The 20,669-nt window shown below is 42.7% G+C and carries 18 protein-coding genes; all 18 read left to right on the top strand.

What is annotated here, in order from left to right; all coding sequences use genetic code 11:
• Positions 1-13 precede the first annotated feature (13 nt).
• The 18 genes from G608_RS0113085 (at position 14) to G608_RS0113000 (ending at position 20,666) form a co-directional block, all read left to right on the top strand.
• Positions 14-1,795: an LIC_10190 family membrane protein gene (locus tag G608_RS0113085; protein WP_026496413.1), complete on the top strand. Its 1,782-nt coding sequence runs from the start codon at positions 14-16 to the stop codon at positions 1,793-1,795.
• Between the two features lie 68 nt (positions 1,796-1,863).
• On the top strand, positions 1,864-2,805 hold the full coding sequence (locus G608_RS0113080) for a GDP-L-fucose synthase family protein (protein WP_026496412.1): 942 nt from the start codon (positions 1,864-1,866) through the stop codon (positions 2,803-2,805).
• A 1-nt stretch (position 2,806) separates the two neighbouring features.
• The gene (locus G608_RS0113075; RefSeq protein ID WP_026496411.1) at positions 2,807-3,739 is read left to right on the top strand and encodes a glycosyltransferase family 2 protein; all 933 of its coding nucleotides are present in this window, start codon (positions 2,807-2,809) and stop codon (positions 3,737-3,739) included.
• The gene (locus G608_RS0113070) at positions 3,739-4,509 is read left to right on the top strand and encodes a glycosyltransferase family 2 protein (RefSeq protein WP_035795606.1); all 771 of its coding nucleotides are present in this window, start codon (positions 3,739-3,741) and stop codon (positions 4,507-4,509) included. Before G608_RS0113075 ends, G608_RS0113070 begins: the two co-directional genes overlap by 1 nt.
• A 22-nt stretch (positions 4,510-4,531) precedes the next feature.
• The gene (locus tag G608_RS0113065) at positions 4,532-5,947 is read left to right on the top strand and encodes a sugar transferase (protein ID WP_026496409.1); all 1,416 of its coding nucleotides are present in this window, start codon (positions 4,532-4,534) and stop codon (positions 5,945-5,947) included.
• A gap of 32 nt (positions 5,948-5,979) precedes the next feature.
• A complete protein-coding gene (locus tag G608_RS0113060) occupies positions 5,980-7,074 on the top strand; it encodes a hypothetical protein (protein ID WP_026496408.1) in 1,095 nt (364 codons plus the stop codon).
• Position 7,075: 1 nt separating this feature from the next.
• Entirely contained in the window at positions 7,076-7,861 is a 786-nt protein-coding gene (locus G608_RS0113055; protein WP_035795604.1) for a glycosyltransferase family A protein, read from the top strand.
• A 21-nt stretch (positions 7,862-7,882) separates the two neighbouring features.
• Positions 7,883-9,043 carry an EpsG family protein gene (locus G608_RS0113050; RefSeq protein ID WP_026496406.1) on the top strand — a complete coding sequence of 387 codons (1,161 nt, stop codon included), beginning with the start codon at positions 7,883-7,885 and terminating at the stop codon, positions 9,041-9,043.
• A gap of 29 nt (positions 9,044-9,072) precedes the next feature.
• A complete protein-coding gene (locus G608_RS0113045; RefSeq protein ID WP_026496405.1) occupies positions 9,073-9,957 on the top strand; it encodes a glycosyltransferase in 885 nt (294 codons plus the stop codon).
• A gap of 57 nt (positions 9,958-10,014) precedes the next feature.
• Positions 10,015-11,331, top strand: a complete 1,317-nt coding sequence (locus tag G608_RS0113040; protein WP_026496404.1) for a glycosyltransferase family 4 protein — start codon at positions 10,015-10,017, stop codon at positions 11,329-11,331.
• Positions 11,328-12,551 (top strand): glycosyltransferase family 4 protein, encoded by a 1,224-nt coding sequence (locus tag G608_RS0113035; RefSeq protein ID WP_051209323.1) that lies wholly within the window; start codon positions 11,328-11,330, stop codon positions 12,549-12,551. Before G608_RS0113040 ends, G608_RS0113035 begins: the two co-directional genes overlap by 4 nt.
• 29 nt (positions 12,552-12,580) lie before the next feature.
• Positions 12,581-13,609, top strand: coding sequence for a glycosyltransferase family 2 protein (locus tag G608_RS0113030; protein WP_026496402.1), 1,029 nt, complete (start codon positions 12,581-12,583; stop codon positions 13,607-13,609).
• Between the two features lie 8 nt (positions 13,610-13,617).
• Entirely contained in the window at positions 13,618-15,408 is a 1,791-nt protein-coding gene (locus G608_RS0113025) for a hypothetical protein (RefSeq protein WP_026496401.1), read from the top strand.
• A gap of 83 nt (positions 15,409-15,491) precedes the next feature.
• Complete coding sequence (pseB, locus tag G608_RS0113020; protein WP_026496400.1) at positions 15,492-16,493, top strand: UDP-N-acetylglucosamine 4,6-dehydratase (inverting); 1,002 nt, start codon at positions 15,492-15,494, stop codon at positions 16,491-16,493.
• 17 nt (positions 16,494-16,510) lie between these two features.
• Positions 16,511-17,728 (top strand): UDP-4-amino-4,6-dideoxy-N-acetyl-beta-L-altrosamine transaminase, encoded by a 1,218-nt coding sequence (gene pseC, locus G608_RS0113015; RefSeq protein ID WP_035795602.1) that lies wholly within the window; start codon positions 16,511-16,513, stop codon positions 17,726-17,728.
• 21 nt (positions 17,729-17,749) lie between these two features.
• Positions 17,750-18,454 carry a pseudaminic acid cytidylyltransferase gene (pseF, locus tag G608_RS0113010; RefSeq protein WP_026496398.1) on the top strand — a complete coding sequence of 235 codons (705 nt, stop codon included), beginning with the start codon at positions 17,750-17,752 and terminating at the stop codon, positions 18,452-18,454.
• 9 nt (positions 18,455-18,463) lie between these two features.
• Positions 18,464-19,501 (top strand): pseudaminic acid synthase, encoded by a 1,038-nt coding sequence (pseI, locus tag G608_RS21170; protein ID WP_035795600.1) that lies wholly within the window; start codon positions 18,464-18,466, stop codon positions 19,499-19,501.
• The gene (locus tag G608_RS0113000) at positions 19,494-20,666 is read left to right on the top strand and encodes a PseG/SpsG family protein (RefSeq protein ID WP_026496397.1); all 1,173 of its coding nucleotides are present in this window, start codon (positions 19,494-19,496) and stop codon (positions 20,664-20,666) included. The genes pseI and G608_RS0113000 overlap by 8 nt, the downstream gene beginning before the upstream one ends.
• Positions 20,667-20,669 lie beyond the last annotated feature (3 nt).

Raw genomic sequence — 20,669 nt, 5'->3', positions numbered from 1 at the left:
GGAGTCACAGTGAATGCTGTCGATTTTACTTAACTGGACTTATGTAATAGTAACTACATATATTTGGGGATTCGCAGTATTACAGGCTGTTGTAAATATGCCTCATATGTTCACTGCAAAAGGGAAAAAGCAGTGTATATATGAGGTCAGATATCATGAGAGCTATCTTATTGCGGGCATAATAGCTGCGACTTCATATGCGCAGCTTTTTAGTATTGTTTACAAGGTAGGGCTTATTGCCAATGTTCTTTATGTGGGTGTCTGCCTGCTTATAGTTATTCTAAAAAGGGATGAGCTTCTTGAGAGCTTATCTAATCTGTTTACAAAATTCAGGGATAAAAAAGTAATCGGAATATACGTTGCTATAGCTTTGGTTCTTGCCTATGCAACATCCCATGGGCTTATGCATTATGACACAGATCTTTATCACGCTCAGGCGATCAGATGGATTGAGGAGTATGGCGTTATAAAGGGACTTGGTAATCTGCATTTGCGACTTGGATATAACAGCGCTTCCTTTGCTCTTTCTGCGCTTTTCAGTATGGGCTTTATGGGGCAGTCTCTCCATGGTATGGCAGGGTATTTCGCATTTCTTCTTGCAATTAAATGTGCTGATATCGTAGAGATAGCAAGGAGACGTTATCCTATTCTTCCGGATTTTGTGAGAATTCTTGCAATCTATTATCTTTTCACTATTCTTGATGAGATGGTATCGCCGGCATCGGATTATTATATGACGACGCTGGTGCTTTATATTGTTATACACTGGCTTGATCTTTATTCAATTCATGAGAGATCCTTTTTGCCTCATGCGTTTTTAAGTATGGTGGCTCTGTATGCAGTGACAATAAAGCTTTCAGCTGCTCCGGTGTTTTTGCTTGCTATCTATCCCATTCACAGACTGATAAGCAAACGTAAGAAGGGGGCAATAAAGCCGATATTATACTTTGCGCTTATAGGCTTTTTCATTGTGTTTCCCTATATCATGAGAAATATAATACTGACCGGATGGCTGATTTATCCGTTTACATCCATAGATATATTTGGTGTGGCCTGGAAAATACCCATGGACAGAGCTGTGTCAGATGCTCATGAGATTATTGCTTACGGTCGCGGATTTACTAATGTGGCGGACTATGGTATTCCCTTCAGGGAGTGGTTCCCTGCGTGGGTTATGTCCCTCGGGCTTTTCAATAAGATGATGCTCATATTGGATGGCGTGTGTTTTCCTGCTTTTGCGGGATGCTGCATATATTATCTTTTTGCCGGAGCTTCCGGAAATAAAGACAGCAGGCAGGGGAATATTTTCCACTTAAGTCACAGAAAGGCAGTTGCGCTTTCGGATTTTATGTTCCTTGAGTGCGTAGCGTATCTGTCACTTTTCTACTGGCTTTTTTCATCACCGCTTATAAGGTACGGATGCGTGTATTTATGGCTTCCTGCGGTTATACTTATCGGACGATTTTTGTGCCTTTTCTACAACAGGGCAGGGCTTGCCAGATATGAATATCTGCACAAGGTGGTATTTGCGCTGTTTTTACTGTTTATTGCTTACAAGAGTATTTATTACTGCCTTGAGGATATCGTGAGATTTAATCCGGGGTATGTTGTAAAGCAGCAGGATTACAACAGATACGAGGTAGAAAGCAAGGAAATCTCAGGTATAACCTTTTATTATCCCGTGACGGGAGACAGAACCGGATATTATGCGTTTCCTTCAGCTCCGAGCCTTGATGGGGTTGAGCTTATGGGGGATGATATCCGTGCCGGTATAAGATACACTGATCCCGGGTAAGTGGAAAAAAATGCTAAAATAAGGTAAAATAGTATGTTGAATTATTTTTTACATGGAGAAATACAGATATGGAAAAGAATGCAAAAATATATGTAGCAGGACATCGCGGAATGGTTGGCTCTGCTATTGTAAGAGAGCTTGAGAAGCAGGGCTATACAAATATAATTACACGTACTCACAAGGAACTTGATCTTACAAGACAGGATCAGGTAGAGGAGTTTTTTGCCAAGGAGAAGCCTGAGTATGTTTTCCTTGCAGCAGCAAAGGTTGGAGGAATTGAGGCAAACCAGAGCGCGCTTGCAGATTTCATGTATGACAACATGATTCTTGAGATGAATGTTATCAACGCTGCATGGAGAAATGGCTGCAAGAAGCTTGAGTTTCTTGGATCATCCTGCATTTATCCCCGCATGGCACCTCAGCCCATGAAGGAGAGCTGCCTTCTTACAAGTGAGCTTGAGAAGACAAACGAGGCCTATGCCCTTGCAAAGATATCGGGACTCAAGTACTGCGAGTTCCTGAACAGACAGTACGGAACAGATTACATTTCTGTTATGCCTACAAACCTTTATGGTCCCAATGATAATTATCATCCTACACACTCTCATGTGCTTCCTGCAATGCTGAGAAGATTCCATGAGGCAAAGGAGGCAGGACTTCCAAAGGTAACCTGCTGGGGTGACGGATCACCATTAAGAGAATTTTTGTATGTAGATGATCTTGCTAACCTTTGCGTATTCCTTATGAATAATTACAGCGGTAACGAGACCGTTAATGCAGGCACCGGTAAGGAGCTTACTATCAAAGAACTGGCTGAGACTATTGCGAAGGTTGTTGGCTATGAGGGTGAGATCGAGTGGGATACAACAAAGCCCAACGGAACCCCCAGAAAGCTTCTTGATGTGTCTAAGGCAGCAGGACTTGGCTGGACCTATAAGACAGAGCTTGAAGATGGTATAAGACTTGCATATGATGATTTCCTGAATAATCCAATGAGAGCGGAGAGATAAGATGAAACTGCTTACCATTATAGTTCCATGCTATAACGAAGAAGAGAATATTGCAGATTTCTATAATGAGCTTATGAAGACTGAGAGCTTCTTTAAGCAGCATGAGGTGGACTTTGAGATTTTATATGTCAATGACGGATCAAAGGACCATACAGCGTGCGAAGTAAAGAAGCTGCATGAGAAGGATGAGAGGGTTCATCTTATTAACTTTTCCAGGAATTTCGGTAAGGAGTCAGCTATTTACGCTGGACTTCAGAAATCCAAGGGTGATTATGTAGTTATGCTTGACTGTGATCTGCAGGATCCGCCGGCGCTTTTGCCTGAAATGTATGGCTACATCGTTAATGATGGATTTGACTCCGTTGCTACAAGAAGAGTAACCAGAAAAGGTGAGCCTCCCATAAGATCCTTTTTTGCCAGGAGATTCTACAGTCTCATCAACAAAATGTCTAAGACGGAAATTGTTGATGGGGCAAGAGACTACAGGCTTATGACCAGACAGTTTGTGAATGCTATCCTTTCAATGGAGGAGTACAACAGATTCTCTAAGGGAATTTTTGGATGGGTAGGCTTCGAGACTAAGTGGCTTGAGTACGAGAATATTGAGCGGAAAAAGGGAGAGACTAAATGGTCCTTCTGGAAGCTTTTCATATATGCCATAGATGGAATAACTGCCTTTTCAACAGTACCTTTGGCAGTGGCATCTATTCTGGGCGTTTTGTTCTGCTTCCTTGCAGCGGCTCTTATTATAGTAACCATTGTGAGAAAGGCTGTTTACGGAGATCCCACCAGCGGATGGCCGTCACTTGTATGTATTATCAGTCTTGTAAGCGGTGTTCAGCTGTTTTGTCTGGGAATTTTGGGACAGTACCTTAGTAAGACCTATCTTGAGGTAAAGAAAAGACCTATTTATATTGTTAAGGAAGAAATTTGATGAGTAATTTAGTCACCTCTGATACAAAGGTCAGCATAATCGTGCCGGTTTATAAGGCACAGGATTATATCAGGCAGACTATAGAGCAGGTGCAGAAGCAGACCTACAGCGATTTTGAGATGATTCTGGTGCTTGATTCATCTAATGATAATAGTGAAGAAATCATCAGGGAAATGGCATCAGGAGATGAGCGAATTAAGCTTATTTGCAAAGAGAAAAATGAAGGGGCGGCAGCTGCCAGAAATGACGGCATCGATGCAGCAGAGGGAAGATATATAGCATTTCTTGATGCTGATGATATCTGGGATCCTTATAAGCTTGATAAAGAGCTGGCTTTCATGAAGGATAACAATGCAGGCTTTGTTTTTACAGCATACGAATTCGGTGATGAAAACGCAAAGCCTACAGGTAAGGTGGTTCATGTTCCGAAAACTCTGAGCTATAAGCAGGCATTATCAAGAACAATTATTTTTACCTCCACGGTTTTGATTGACAGGAAGGCGGTTCCCGGCGAGCTGATTTATATGCCGCACATTGCAAGTGAGGATACTGCCACCTGGTGGAGAATATTAAAGAGTGGAATTACAGCTTACGGACTTGATGAGGTACATGTTATTTACAGAAGGCCTTCAAAATCACTTTCGTCCAATAAGCTTAAAGCAGTTAAACGTATTTGGGGTTTATATAGAAATATTGCAGAATTGTCAATTGTTTCCAGCGCTTTTCATTTCGTGGCATGGGGGCTGCGGGCTACGCTAAGGAGACTGTGACAGGAAGCTAAAGGGATATTGTATGAAACAGGTTGAATCCATAAAGAGAATTTTTGTGTTGTGTCTTGGACTCATAGGTCTTTCCATGCAGACGGCAGTATATGCCTTCTTCTGGCTTAAGATTTACTATCCGCTGGTTCATGAACCGAGATATGCAGGCGGTTATTATGTTGGTCCCGGACTCCACCTGTATTTTCGTGGACACCTGCTTGTAATAGCAATCTATTTTGTTTTATTACTCTTTTTATCTAATACCTACGGAGGGCTTAAGATAGGATATCTGAAATCCATGGATATTTTCCTGTCGCAGATATTCGCCCTTTTGATGGTAAATGTGATCTCATATTTCCAGATATCACTGTTTGGACTGGCATTGGTAAAGGTTTATCCTATGCTGGAGCTTTTGGCAATACAGCTTATTATTTCTTTCCTTTGGGCTGTTTGCACCAACTGGCTGTACCGGTCTATTTTCCCGGCAAGACAGATGCTTCTTGTAAGCGGAGAATACCCTGTCGATGATATCCTTCGGAAATTCAATTCAAGAAAAGACAAATATAATATTGTAAAGTGCATGAATATCAAGGAAGGCATTGAAAAGATCGAGCAGGAAAGCCTTGAAAGATATGATGCGGTTGTAATCTGGGATATTCCAACACAGGACAGAAATAAGCTTCTTAAGTTCCTGTACGCACATTCAATCAGGGTATATCTGATGCCCAAGATTACGGATGTACTTGTAAAGGGCTCTACTCAGATGCATCTGTTTGATACTCCGGTGCTTTTACTTAGAGAGTATTACCTTAAGGTTGAAGAACGAGCCATTAAGAGAATGGTAGATATTGTCTGTGCTCTTATTCTTGTCGTGCTTTCTTCACCTGTCATGCTGATCACAGCAATCATAATCAAGCTTTATGATGGCGGTCCTGTGCTTTATAAGCAGATTAGATGTACTGAGAATCAGAGGCAGTTCAAGATCATGAAGTTCAGAAGTATGCGCGTTGATGCTGAAAAGGACGGTGTTGCAAGACTTGCCACCAAGAACGATTCCAGAATTACACCTATCGGAAAGTTCATCAGAGCCGTGCGAATAGACGAGCTTCCGCAGTTGTTTAACATTCTTCGCGGTGACATGTCCTTTATCGGACCAAGACCGGAAAGACCGGAGATTATTGAGCAGTACATGGAGACCATGCCGGAATTTGCTTTCAGAATGAAGGTGAAGGCAGGACTTGCAGGTTATGCGCAGGTTTATGGCAAGTACAATACAACTCCCTATGACAAGCTTAAGCTGGATCTTGCATATATAGAGAATTATTCGGTATGGCTTGATTTTAAGCTTATGCTTTTGACACTGAAGATACTGTTTACGCCTGATGCAACTGAGGGCGTGGAGGAGACGCAGATAACTGCTCTCAAAAAGGATATCGATAATAACTGATCTTAACGCTACGTGACAGGAGCTGCCTGACTATGAGTAGAAAAACAGAGAATTACGACAGTGAGATAATAAATTTACGAGCATTTTACTTAAGGCTGTTATCAAAGCTATGGGTTGTGGTATTAGCTGCAGTTGCAGGTGCTGCTGTAGGCGGACTGATATATTTTCTTTCGAATGTAGTTTTTGCTGCTCCAAGGAATTACTACACTGATTCCACTTTATATATTTATTTTGCCTATGATGAAAATAAGGGAACTCAGGTTGACTGGTACAATGCTTATACCTGGAACACTCTTATAAAGACGGATGATGCTATAGTCGGCGATGTGATAAAGGGCTTGGAGAATGCCGGTTATAACGGGATAACCAAGGATGTAATAGCTGAGAGTGTAAGCGCGGATATTCCATCAGACGTAAGAGTTATGGTACTTACAGTGGAAAACCCTGATTTAGAGCTCACCGAGGCCATGACTCTGGCCATGAATGATGCACTTGTAAACTACGGAAAAAATAATACGGCCTTTGATCAGATAAAGCTTCTTGGAAGGTCTGAGGTAAAGCTTAGACTTTTATCTGACAGGATTTGTACAGCAATAATTCTTGGCGCAGTAGCAGCGCTTATAATTGCCATTCTTGCTGAGCTTATTTTGGAGTCCATGAACGATGCGGTATTTATTCCGGAGGATGCAGAGAAAAGATATCGCATTCCTGTTTTTGGAGTGATAACAAGAGATGGACAGGAGGAGCCTTCATTTTTCAGAAATGAACTTCTCTCAGCCTATGAGGCAAATATGAGCAGCGTTATGGAGGCTGCGGTGTTCTGCGTGGATGACAGAGGCGGCGCTGAGCTTGCTGTGAAAAATACCGATAAGCTAAAGGCGGTACTTGGAAGCACTGTTTCCGAAAGAATGAAATTTGTTCCCTTGCCGCTTCCCGGTGATAACAAGGATGCAGAGGGGAGTCTTAAAACAGTTAACGGTGCCCTGATAATGATCACGGCAGGTAAGAGGAACGGAGCAATGACCGCACATCTGATATCGCAGCTTAAAAAGCTGGGATGCCCTGTACTTGGCATGATACTTATTGATGCGGACAAGAGGTTTATGGAGCGATATTTGGGACTTTAATATGACGAGAATACAGCTTTTGGTTTCGGCGCTGTCTGAGGATACGGACAGACTGCCCGTAAAAATGAATATTCAGTCTGATACCATTGTCATCAATCAGAAGATGAAATTCAGTTATGCTGAGCAAAGCTACAAGGGCTACAAGCTTAAGATATATAACTGCAATGAGAAAGGCGTCGGACTTTCAAGGAATCTTGCACTTATGCGTGCTGATCACGAGTTTATTCAGTTCTGCGATGAAGATATAGTTCTGAATGATGGGTATACAGCGCTTGTGGAGAAGGAATTTGATTCCCATCCGGAGGCTGATATGATCATGTTCAATGTGAAGCAGGCTAAGGGAAGAGAGACCTATCACAACACTGATTTTGCCAGAGTGACTTACAAGAACTATGGAAGATATCCCGCCTATGCCATTATTGCCAGAAGGGAGAAGCTTCACAAAAAAAACATAACCTTTTCACTTCTTTTTGGCGGAGGGGCAAAGTACAGTAATGGGGAAGATTCTCTTTTTATAAAGGAATGTCTTGATAAGGGAATCAGAATTTACAGAACCAGCATCCAGATCGGACATGAAGAGGGCGGACGTCCTTCTACTTGGTTTTCTGGATATAACGAGAAGTTTTTCTATGACAGAGGATATCTCTATAAGCATTTGTATGGAGATCTTGCGATACCTATGTGTCTGAGATTTTTACTTGCACACAGAAAGCAGATGTGCAGAGAAATATCGATGCCAAGATGCTTTATTATCATGACAAAAGGCGTAAAGGATGCAAGTAGATAAGAACTGTATGGTGGAAAGACTATGATAGTATATCTGTTGCTGACAGCTTCGGTTCTTTTGATCGCACTTACCATAAAGTCGAAGCAGAAGCTGCCCACGGCATTAGTAAGAGATGATTATAATTATGTATATCGCGGAATTACCAGAAGCCAGTTAAAAAGTCGTGCTGGTCTTCTGGCAATTTTTGTGCTGCTTACAGGAATATCTGCCATAAGGCTGAATGTGGGTAACGATTACAGTAAATATGTGGAGATTATGCACAGGGCTTACAGTGATGCCATTGTTCCGACGGAATGGGGATTTAATACCCTGACAAGAATTGTTTACAGGATTTCCGGCTTTGAGAATTATGTAGCGGTGTTTGCCATTTTTGCGGCGGTTACTGTTGCGCTGTTTTTAAGTGAGATTTACAGACAATCTGAGGATTTTTGGATGTCCTTTATGATGTTTATGCTTCTGGGGTATTACTTCCAGTCCATAAGCACAGTCAGGTATTATCTTGCACTGGGTGCAGCTCTTGTTGCCATGAGATTTTGCCTTAAGAGGGACTGGCCGGCCTTTGTATTTGTGGTACTTTTGGGATCCCTTTTTCATAAGTCCCTTTTGGTGGTTCTGGTGCTTTATCCTCTGGCAGCATTCAGGTGGAAAAGATGGATGTACGGAGCCTTTGGAGCTCTTTGTATCTCAACGCTTTTTCTTAAGGATATTTATTTAAAGATCGCCATAAAGATTTATCCCTCCTATGAAGGGACAGAGTTTTTAAGCGGCGGTACAAGTACGGTAAGTATTGCAAGGTGTCTTGGAGTAATGATTTTTGCCGCGTATGTTCTCGGAAAAGATGTACTGGCCGATAAGAAAATGAGATTTTACTTCATGTGTAATCTGGGTGCCTTTGCACTGTATGTGTTCTGCTCATTTTTGCCAACGGTATCCAGAATTGCTTATTATCTTACGGTGACACAGATTTTTTATGTGCCTGCAATCCTTCTTAGAATGAAGGAGGACATCAAGTCCAGAGTGAACCTTAAGTTTCTGGCAAGAGTTGCTGTTATAGCCTTTTGCGTTTTGTACTTTGCAATGTACATGAGAAGAGCAGCTGATGACGGAGTGAGGGTTCTGCCCTATGTGACGATCTTTTTCCATGAGCTTCCTGCGACCCTGTCAGAAAGAGGCTTTGGCTGACCGGGGGAAGAGTTTATCGAGGTGTGAATATGAAAAGACCTTTTTTTACAATAATTGTTGTTGCCTACAATGCAGGTGATGACCTGATTAAAACAATTGACAGTATTAAAACGCAAAGCTTTAGCGATTACAGAATCGTGATAAAGGACGGAGGCTCTACAGACGGTTCTCTTGAAAAAGCGGCGCAGATGCTGGGAATTACTTCTTTGGGAGAATCACCGGACAAAAAGGCGAAGATTATTAAGGGCAAGGATCATGGAATTTACGATGCCATGAATATTGCAATTGAAAGCATCAAGGAGGAATATGGCACAGAGATAAGTGCAGGTGAAGTGCCGGGATTTGTGTACTTCTTAAACTGCGGAGATGTTTTCTCAAGTGCTCTTGTGCTGTCCAAGGTTCATGAGCAGATCATGAATCAGATAAAGAGTCTTGGAACGACGCTTCCTGCCATTTACTATGGCGATATTTATGAGATGCAGACAGGCCAGAGAGTTTCATCGGTTCCAAAGATAAATGATTTTGCCTGCTACAGAAATGTTCCTTCACATCAGGCCTGCTTCTATGATGTCAGACTTATGTTCAGATATCAGTTCGATACAGTGTGGAAGGTCCGCGCTGATTATGAGCAGTTTCTTAGATGTGTATATGTTGAAAAGGCTCAGACCGTATACCTAAAGATGCTCATTGCAGACTATGAGGGTGGCGGCTTTTCAGAGACAGTTGAGAACAGGAAAATATCCGAGAGGGAGAGGGAGCAGATCATTCATCTTTATCTAAGCAGGTCTCAGATTCAGAAGTACGATCTGTTAAGGGCGCTTACCCTTGCTCCTGTTCGTACTAAAATAGCGCAGAATCCTAAGACAGCAGGTTTTTATAACAAAATAAAAAGCCTTATATATGGGCGAAAATAACTGCTCATATAGTAAGCGTCAAAAGTATTTGCCTCTTACTATAGAAGGAGTCTTAGTATGAAAGTTTTGTGGGTATGTAACATAATGCTTCCTGCCTTTGCAAGGGCTAAGGGGCTTCCCTGGTCAGACAGAGAGGGATGGCTTTCCGGTGCCTATGAGAAGCTGAGGGCAGGCAGAAATTTGGAAAAGATACAGCTCGGAATTTGTTTTCCGGGCGATTTTGACGTGGAAGAAATTGATGGAGTAAGGTTCTACGGATTTAGCGAGGATCTGAATACTCCCGAGATATATGATGAAAAAATGGAGGACAGGTTTAAGGAGATAATAGATGACTTTAAGCCTGACATGATCCATGTTTTTGGAACAGAATTTCCTCATAGTCTTGCGGCGATAAAAGCCTTTGGAAGACCGTTCAGGACGCTTCTTGGAATTCAGGGCGTTTGCAGCGAGATAGCAAAGGTGTATATGGCACATCTTCCCGAGGCTGTTCAGAATGATATGACCTTCAGAGATAAATATAAAAATGACAGTCTTATTCAGCAGATGGAGAAATTCAGACTTCGCGGCGAGACTGAAAAGAAGACAATTGCTCTTGCGGGACATATCACAGGAAGAACGGAGTTTGATAAGAGGGTTACGGAAGAGATACATCCTTCTGCCATTTATCACCACATGAATGAGACCATGAGATCCACCTTCTATAAAGGTACCTGGAGATCTGTAAATACGGTGACCCACAGTATCTTTTTATCCCAGGGTGATTATCCGTTAAAGGGCTTTCATTTTGTGCTGGAAGCAATGCCGGAGATACTGGCAGAGTTTCCTGATACGAAAATTTATGTTGCCGGAAACAGTGTCATTGGAAAAATCAGGCGCAAAACCGTAACTGTTCCCGACGAGCAAAAGGGAGCCTCCGGTAAGAGCAAATATCCGCTGGCCATTCGAATTACCGGATATGGTAAATATCTAAAAAGACTTATCCGAAAGAATCACCTTGGCGGAAAGGTGATAATGCTTGGAAAGCTTTCTGCCGAGCAGATGAAGGAACAGCTTCTTAAGAGCAATGTATTTATATGTCCTTCCACAATTGAGAATTCTCCTAATTCTCTTGCGGAGGCTATGCTGCTGGGAGTGCCTGTGGTTGCTTCGCAGACAGGCGGTATTCCCAGCATGCTTGATAAAAATGTTGATGGTCTTTTATTTGAAGAGGGTAATCCTCACGACCTTGCAAAATGTGTCATTCAGATTTTCAGGGAGCCTGTGATTGCGGCAGTTTATGGTGATAATGCCAGAAAGCATGCTCTTATCACCCATGATGCGGAGGCAAATTTTAAAAGGCTTGTGGAAATATATCAGGAAATAACCGGAGTATGATAATTGTAACCTTTGTTTCGAACTTCATAAATCATCATCAGATTCCCTTTTGTGATGAGATGTATAAGAGTCTTGGAGATTCCTTCAGGTTTATTGAGGCTGTGCCCATGGAGCAGGAGCGTAAGGACATGGGATGGAGCGATGATTCGAAAGAGCTGCCATATGTGCATAGGTTTTATGAGGAAGAGGCTCTCTGTGGAGATTGTATCAGGAACTGCGATGTTTTAATGCTTGGCTGGACAGGACTTCCAAAGGATAGCGATGGAGACAGACTCATAAGGCAGAGGATGAATTCCGGAAAACCTGTAATAAGAGTAAGTGAGAGAATATACAGAGAGGGCAGATGGAAAGCAGTTTCGCCAAGAGGTCTTATGGCGAAATATGACGAGCATGTAAGATATAAAAACAGTCCTGTTTATATGCTTTGTGCAGGGGCTTACGTATCGGGAGATTTTAAGCTCATAGGCGCCTATCCTGAAAAGCTTTTTAAGTGGGGATATTTTCCGCCCCTTAAAAGATATGATGATGCGACACTTTCCTCCATGCTGTACAGACGCGGAGAACAGCTAAGGATATGCTTTGCGGCAAGACTTATAAAGCTTAAGCATCCCGAATTTGTTTTATATGCTGCAGAGATTTTGCGAAAAGAAAAGGTGGATTTTCATATAGATGTAGTGGGAGACGGACCTCTTAGAGCAGAGCTTTCAGAAAAAATAAAGGCTGGCGGGCTGGAGGAATACATCACGTTATGCGGATCTAAAAATCCTGATGAAGTCAGGTCCGTCATGGAAAAAAGTCATGTATTTATTTTTGCAAGTAACTATCTTGAGGGCTGGGGAGCTGTTGTCAATGAAGCCATGAACAGTGCCTGCGCTGTCATTGCATCCTCTGAAGCCGGAGCGGTTCCATATCTTATAAGGGATGGCGAGAACGGCCTGACCTTCGATGGATGCAGCAAAAAGGATTTTAAAAACAAGCTTTTGATGCTGACAGGAGATAGCGGTGATACCATGATACGGAGATTTCAGAGCGCAGCCTATGAGACTATAGTGTCCTTGTGGAATGCGGAGAATGCCGCTAAGAGACTGTTAGCTTTTTGTAATCAGGTGATATCGGGAGGAAGCATTGCAGTACCTGCCAAGGGTCCTATGAGTACTGCTGACGTTATTAAGGCACCTTCATTTTGGAGAACCCTTATGGAGGATAATCACCTGGAGTAGAGAACACTACCTTATAGAGGAGAAGCTTTTTGTTTACAAAGAAAATAAGCGTAATAATTCCTGCTTATAACATAGAGAATTTAATAATAAAATGCCTTGAATCCGTTTGCAATCAGACCTATCCAAAGGAACTCATGGAGATTATAGTTGTGGATGACGGCTCCACTGACGGAACTCTTTCAAGGATTCAGGAGTTTGCCGGGGGGCATGACAATATTATCGTCATCCATCAGGAAAACGGCGGCAGCAGTAAGGCAAGAAATCATGGACTTAGCGTAGCTACAGGAGATTACCTGGGCTTTGTCGATGCGGATGATTATATTGATCCTCACATGTACGAGGAGCTTATGAAGGCTGCTCTTGAGGGAGATGGTGATGGAACGCCGTTTCTTATGGTACAGGCTTCGAGAGATGAGATTGCGGAAAGCGGCGAAAGACTCCCAGATGTTTGTATTCCGCCTTCTACTAAGAAGATTATTACAGGACAGGAGCATCTCAGAACACTGCTTATGCACACAGGAGATGCTTCCTTTTGCACAAAGCTTACAAGCAGAGAGCTTTTTACAGGTATGTGCAAAGGATTTCCTGAGGATGAGCTCAACGAAGATTTTTACCTGATGATACATATGCTAAAAAGGGTGGAAAAGTTGGCCATACTTCCCGGACAGTACTATCATGTCTTTTACAGAACGGGCAGTAACAGCAGAAAAAAGAATGATCAGAAGGATTATTTTCCGCCGGTATTTACGGATATTGTACGTAACTCCGATGTGGCATACAGACTTGTAGATAAGGATTTTCCGGAGCTGCGGGAGGCAGCTGTCAGATTTTGCCTTTTCCAGAGGCTCGACTATCTTTTGCACATTCCGATCAGCAGGATGACAAAGGATAATGCTTTTTACAATAAGGAAGTGGTTGGCTTTTTGAGAAAGCATTTTGGAGATATGCTTTCAAATAAGTATCTGACGGGCAAAAACAAAGCATATCTTACGCTTTTTGCACTTGCCCCTAAGGGAATCAGAAAGCTCCACGCAAAATTAAAAGGAATCGATTATTAGACAGGAAAATGAAGGAAACAGTCACTAAGAAAATCAATTTAATACTTATTGCAATGCTTATCCTGCAGATTGCAACGATATGCTTTTATGGCGTTCAAAAGTCGGGCTTTCATCAGGATGAGTATTATTCCTTTTTTTCAACAAACAGAACTCTTGGATTCTATTATCCTGACAGGGAGTGGGTGGATTCCGAGACAGTTAGAAATGAGTTTGTTGTTTTACCCGGGGAGGGCTTTAATTACGGACTTGTCCATCTTGTACAGTCCTGGGATGTACATCCGCCCCTTTTTTACGATATGCTCCATACTATCTGTTCGTTTACGGCAGGAGTGTTTTCAAAATGGCAGGGGATTTTGTTAAACCTTATAGGCTTTGCCATCAGCTTTTTTCTTCTGAATAAGCTTTCAAGAAGCATTGGAATGTCAGATGGTGAGAGACTTGTGCTTATGTTTGCCTATGGATTTAATCCCATGACAATATCCTGTGTGATGTTTATCAGGATGTACATGTGGCTCACGGTGTTTATGCTTGCTTTGGCACTTTGCCACATGAGGCTGATAAGTCTTATAAAAAGATACTATGTGGGAAATGAGATTACTGGCTATGTTCTGGCAAGACCTTTCGATAAAGAATTCAAAAAGGGATTTGTGAATACCGTACTTGGCATAGCGGTTGTAAGTTTTTTGGGATTCAGTACCCAGTATTATTTTCTGATCTTTATGGTAATGATGGCACTTTCCTTTGGGTTATGGTTTCTTTTCATGGTGCCTAAAAAGAAAAAGAGGAAATTGGATTCATCAGGGATGCCGGAAGCTCCGGAACGGACACCTATAAATATGACAATAGGAGAACTGCTTGATGATGAGGAATTTGCCCAGCAGGCAGCCTCCATGGCAGAGAGATTCGGGTATCTTCTGGTTTACGGATTTGGCTGCGGCGTTGCACTCATTGGGGCGGTTCTACTTTATCCTGCAGCTTTTTCTCATATTTTCAGAGGCTACAGAGGCCAGGAAGCACAGGCAGCTTTTGCAGACAGCTCAAATATATGGGAAAGATTCAGATTCTTTGTAGGACTTGTTGATGATTACCTGCTTTCGGGATTTGCGTGGCTTGTTATAGCAATCTCAGTGTTGGCGCTAATTGGTTTATTCTTTTTTGTAAGGATGAAAAATAAAAAGGATAAGCTCCATATAGCTCATGTCAGAATTCTTGTGGCGGCCACTGCCGGTTACTTCCTGATAGTTGCAAAAACAGCGCTGCTTCTGGGGAACACCTCAAATCGCTACGAGATGCCGATCTATCCGATTATCCTTCTTTTGGCTGTATATTTTATAAAGGTTGGAATAAGGGTAATTGTGGGACATAGAAGACTCATGGAAGTAAGTATTCCTACTCTTGTAACATTTTTGATTTTCCTGCTTATAACCATAAAGGGATTGGTTGTAGATCAAAATGTACTTTTCCTGTATCCGGAGGATGCTTCGAGAATTGCTTACGCAAGGAGTGTTAACGAGAAGGATATTCCTGTTGTTATAATGTTTAACGAAAAAACTCCTGACAATATCTGGAGACTTACGGATGAGCTTCTGGAATACGATAAGTTCTTCTACGTAAGTGAGGAGAATGCCGGCGAGATAGAGGACGCTTCTATAAATTCCTCAGATGAAGTTATAGTATACGCGGCAGATCATGAAAACAGAGATATTATCCTTGATGAGATAACCCGGAGTAATCCAAACATAGACAATATCGAAGAAGTTTCCGTAAAGGATATGTGGACACTGTATAGATGCTACTGATTTGCGAAAACTTAAGAAGGCTGAAACATTTTAGTTTTTATAGTATAATCTATTAGAACTATGCTTTGAAAAGAGGTTAAAAAATGAAATTAGATGATAAAACCATACTTGTAACAGGCGGAACAGGTTCATTCGGACATTGCTTTACCGAATACGTGCTTGAGCATTACAACCCCAAGAAAATCATTGTGTATTCAAGGGATGAGTACAAGCAGTACACTATGGCTAATGAAAAGGTATACAGAGAGCATGCCGATAAGATGAGATTCTTCATTGGTGATGTCAGAGACGGCGCTCGTATGGAGAGAGCCATGGAGGGTGTTGATTACGTTATCCATGCTGCAGCCCTTAAGCAGGTACCTGCCTGTGAGTATAATCCGGACGAGGCTATTAAGACCAATGTAAACGGTGCTCAGAATGTTATAAACGCAGCACTTAATACTGGGGTAAAGAGAGTTGTTGCACTCAGTACCGATAAGGCGGTTAATCCTGTTAACCTTTACGGTGCTACCAAGATGGTTTCAGATAAGCTTTTCATTGCTGCCAATGCTTATGCAGGCAACAAGGATATTAATTTCTCAATCGTAAGATACGGTAATGTGGCAGGAAGCCGCGGATCAATCATTCCGCTCTTTAAGAGCCTTATTGAAAAGGGCGAGAAGGAGCTTCCCGTTACTGACTATCGTATGACAAGATTCTGGATTAGTCTTCCGGAGGGCGTTGAGCTTGTGCTTAAGGCACTTGAAGAAGCTAAGGGCGGTGAGACCTTTATCAGTAAGATTCCTTCCTTCAACGTTAAGGATCTTGCAGAGGCTATGTGCCCCGGAATTGCCACAAGGGAGATCGGTATAAGACCCGGTGAGAAGCTTGATGAGATAATGGTTACAGTTGAGGATGCTCCTTTCACCTACGAGTTTGATAAGCACTTTATCGTATATCCTCAGGTTACCTTTAATGATCGTCAGAAGCCCGATCCGAGAGGAAAGAGAGTTCCCGATGGATTCTCCTACGATTCAGGCAATAACACTGAGTGGATGAGCGTTGAGGATATCAAGGCAAGACTTCACGAGGCAGTTGATCATTAAGAAAACAGGCGAAAAAAATGAGCGATTTAAATAATGAGAAAACAGGTATTCCTGCTGTATGCGGCGGAACACCTGTAAGAGCTACAAAATTATATTATTCCCATCAGGATATCAGCGATAAGGACATTCAGGCAGTAGTGAATGTCCTTAAAAGCGATTATCTGACTACAGGACCTGCAATAACAGATATGGAGAGAAAGCTGTGCGAGCTTACCGGCGCTAAATATGCCGTGGCTATCAGTAATGATACTGCAGCTCTTCACGTTGCGTGCCTTGCGGCAGGTGTAGGAGAGGGTGATGAGGTTATAACCACACCAATTACCTTTGCTGCCAGTGCAAACTGCGCTCTGTACTGCGGTGCAAGACCTGTATTTGCTGATATCAATCCTGAGACCTATCAGATTGATCCCCAGGATATTGAGAGAAAAATCACCGATAAAACAAAGGCAGTTATCCCTGTTGATTACACAGGACAGACAGCAGATCTTGATAAGATCAGAGAAATCTGTGACAGACACGGCCTTGTTATGATCGAGGATGCGGCTCATTCCGTGGGAACAAAATATAAAGGTGCCCATGTGGGTACTATTGCTGATATGAGTACCTTCAGCTTCCATGCAGTTAAGACTGTAACAGGCGGTGAAGGCGGAGCGATAGTTACAGATAACAAAGAGTTTTACGATAAGCTTATGCTTTTAAGAGCTCATGGAATAACAAGAAATGAAGCTCAGATGGAGCATGAGAGTGACGGCCCCTGGTATTATGAGCAGCTTATGCTTGCTCCTAACTACAGAATTACAGATATTCAGGCAGGGCTTATAAGCAGCCAGCTTGACAGGCTTCCTGAGTTTATGGAAAGAAGAAAAACCATAAAGAAGCTTTACGACGAAGCCTTTTCTCAGATGCCTGAGATTTTTGTTCAGAAGGAAACAGAAGGCTGTGATAGTACACGCCATCTCTATATTTTGAGAATTGTTCCCGAAAAGCTTAAGATTGGCCGCAGGGAATTCTTCGATGCACTTGGCGCAGAGAACATCATCTGCAACGTGCATTATATACCTACCTACTATTTCCCTTATTATGAGAAGCTTGGCTATAAGAAGGGACTTTGCCCCAATGCTGAGAAGCTCTATGATGAGATGATCACCATTCCGCTGTATTCAGGAATGTCTGATGATGATGCGAAGGATGTAATAGAGGCGGTTAAGAAGATCGTAAGCTATTACAGAAAATAAGAGTTTTTCGGAGTTTGTTACATGAGTGCAATAGCTATAATTACAGCCCGGGGAGGCAGTAAGAGAATTCCCAGAAAGAATATCAAGGTTTTTTGCGGAAAGCCTATAATTCACTATTCGATAGAGGCTGCCATACAGTCAGGAATATTTGATGAAGTTATGGTATCTACCGATGATGAAGAGATTGCTGAGATTGCCAAGGCAGCAGGTGCAAAGGTACCTTTCTTCAGATCGGCAGAGACCTCAAGTGATACAGCAACCACTGCAGATGTGCTTCTAGAGGTCCTCGGTGAATATGAAAAAAGAGGACAGAGCTTTGAATATGGCTGCTGTATTTATCCGACAGCACCTTTTATTACAGCCAGAAAGCTAAAGGAAGCCATGGACGAGCTTGTTAAGTCAGGAGCAGAATCCATAGTTCCCATGCAGGAGTTTTCCTATCCGCCTCAGCGTGGTCTTTTTATAGATGATAAGGGTCTTGTGAAGATGCTTCATCCGGAATATGCGGAGACCAGAAGTCAGGATCTTCAGACCCAGTATCATGAGTGCGGACAGTTTTATATTTTCAGAAATGATGCATTCCGTATTCAGAAGGATACCACAATGGAGAGGTCGATTCCTTACATCATAAGCCCTGTGGAATCTCAGGACATTGATAATGAGAGCGACTGGTTACTTGCAGAGCTTAAGTACCGCTTCCTTACGGAGCAGGGAATACTTAGATAACGAGGTTTTATGAGATTACAGGAATGTCTTGAAAAAAACAGAGCATACATGATAGCGGAGATGAGTGCCAACCACGGCGGCTCTCTTGAAAATGCACTTGCAATAGTTGAAGCTGCTGCAAAGGCAGGGGCTGATTGTCTTAAGACTCAGACCTATACCGCTGATACCATTACAATAGATTGCGATGCAGAGGCTTTTAAGATCCACGGCGGATTGTGGGATGGATACAATCTCCATGATCTCTATAAGGAGGCCTATACTCCCTGGGAGTGGATGGAGCCTATTAAGAAAAAATGCGAAGAGCTTGGAATTGACTTCTTATCAACACCCTTTGATAAGACTTCGGTGGATTATCTGGAAAATATAGGCGAGGAGTTCTACAAGATCGCTTCCTTCGAGCTTGTGGATATTCCTCTTATTAAGTATATTGCAGCTACAGGCAAGCCCATCATTATGTCCTGCGGAATGGGCAGTGAGGAAGAGATTAGAGAGGCTGTTGATGCCATAAGATCTCAGGGTAACGATCAGATAATCCTGCTTAAATGCTGCAGCGTATATCCCACTGTTTCAGAGGATTTAAATCTCAGAACAATTACAGATATGCGTGAAAAATTCGGTGTGCCTGTGGGCCTTTCCGATCATTCCATGGGAAGTACGGCTGCTATTGCGGCAGCAGCTCTCGGCGCAGTTGTAATTGAAAAGCATTTTTGTCTCAGCAGGGATATTCCTTCTGCTGATTCTGCTTTTTCGATGGAACCCGCAGAGTTTGCAGATATGATCAAGGGTGTTCACGATGCTGAGCTTGCACTTGGCAAGGTTTTCTATGGCCCCACGGAAGCAGAGGCCGGAGAGTACACTAACCGCAGATCACTTTTTATTGTTGAGGATGTGGAAGAGGGCGAAGAGCTCACAGAGAAGAATGTGAGAAGTATACGTTCTTACAATATTCAGGGAATTAAGCCTAAGTACTATGAAGAGGTACTTGGCAAAAAAGTTAAGACCAGGCTAACACGCGGAACGCCGCTGGATTGGAGTCAATTTGAATAAGATTGCGATTCGTGTAGATGCAAATGAAATAGTGGCGACAGGGCACATCATGCGCTGCAGAACCATAGCAGCGAGTTTGAAGCAGATGGGGTGCGCTGTCGTTTTTGTGTCCGCAGATGACAATATTTTACCTTATATCGGTGATGACTATGAGGTACAGATTCTCGGTTCAAACTGGAGAAGGATGGAGAGCGAGGTGCCTGTTCTCTTAGGGCTGCTTAAGGAAGAGGAGATAAGAACTCTGCTGGTGGACAGCTATCAGGTGACTATGCCATATTTTGAGATGCTAAGAAACGGTGGTATCAGAGTCATGTATATGGACGATATGCTTAAGGAGGTATATCCCGTTAAGGCCATCGTCAATTACAGTCCGGGAGCACCGGAGCTTGGCTACGAGGAAAAGTATGCAGAGGATATGCCGATGCTTCTTCTTGGTACCAAGTATATTCCGCTTCGTGAACAGTTCTGGAAGCGCAGGGCTTTTGCTGCGGGAATGACCGAGGAACAAAAGGAAGAGCGCTACGGAACAGATGGCGAGCTTTTGATGAATATCGATCTTGTGGCAGATGAAAATGAAGAGGCCTCCGCAGGAGCCCACAGAGCTTATGGCTTTGGAGAAGGTCTTAATAATATTTTCCTGACCACGGGCGGCGCGGATTCAAGAGGCTTATCGGAGATTTTGATCACGGCAATTCTCACGGAACCGGAGCTTGGCTTTAGAGATAAGGATAAGAAAAAGATTCACGTACTTGCAGGCAGATACTACAGGGTATCTGATAAGGTTCAAAGATATATAGAGGATGGCTACGTGATCCTTCATCAGAATGTTGATAATGTTGCGGATATAATGGGGTGCTGCGATGTGGCCATCACTCCTGCCGGAACCACATTGTATGAGCTTTGTGCAGTGGGAGTTCCTTCCGTCAGTTATGTTTTTGCGGAAAATATGGAGCCCGATGCACTCTACTTTGAAAAGAAAAAGCTTATTCCCTATGCCGGCGATTTCAGAAATGATGAAAGACTTGTCATCATGAATATCATGACAACCCTCAGGAAGTATTCTGAGATGAGCATAGATGAGAGAGCAGAGATCGGAGAAAAGCTTAAGGCAGTTATAGACGGACAAGGCGCTGACAGAATAGCAGAAGCGCTCGCAGAACTATAGCTG

The sequence above is a fragment of the Butyrivibrio sp. WCD3002 genome (assembly GCF_000424265.1).
GTDB lineage: Bacteria > Bacillota > Clostridia > Lachnospirales > Lachnospiraceae > Butyrivibrio.
Note: the sequence above shows the minus strand (reverse complement) of the source record. Positions and strands in the feature narration are given on the sequence as shown.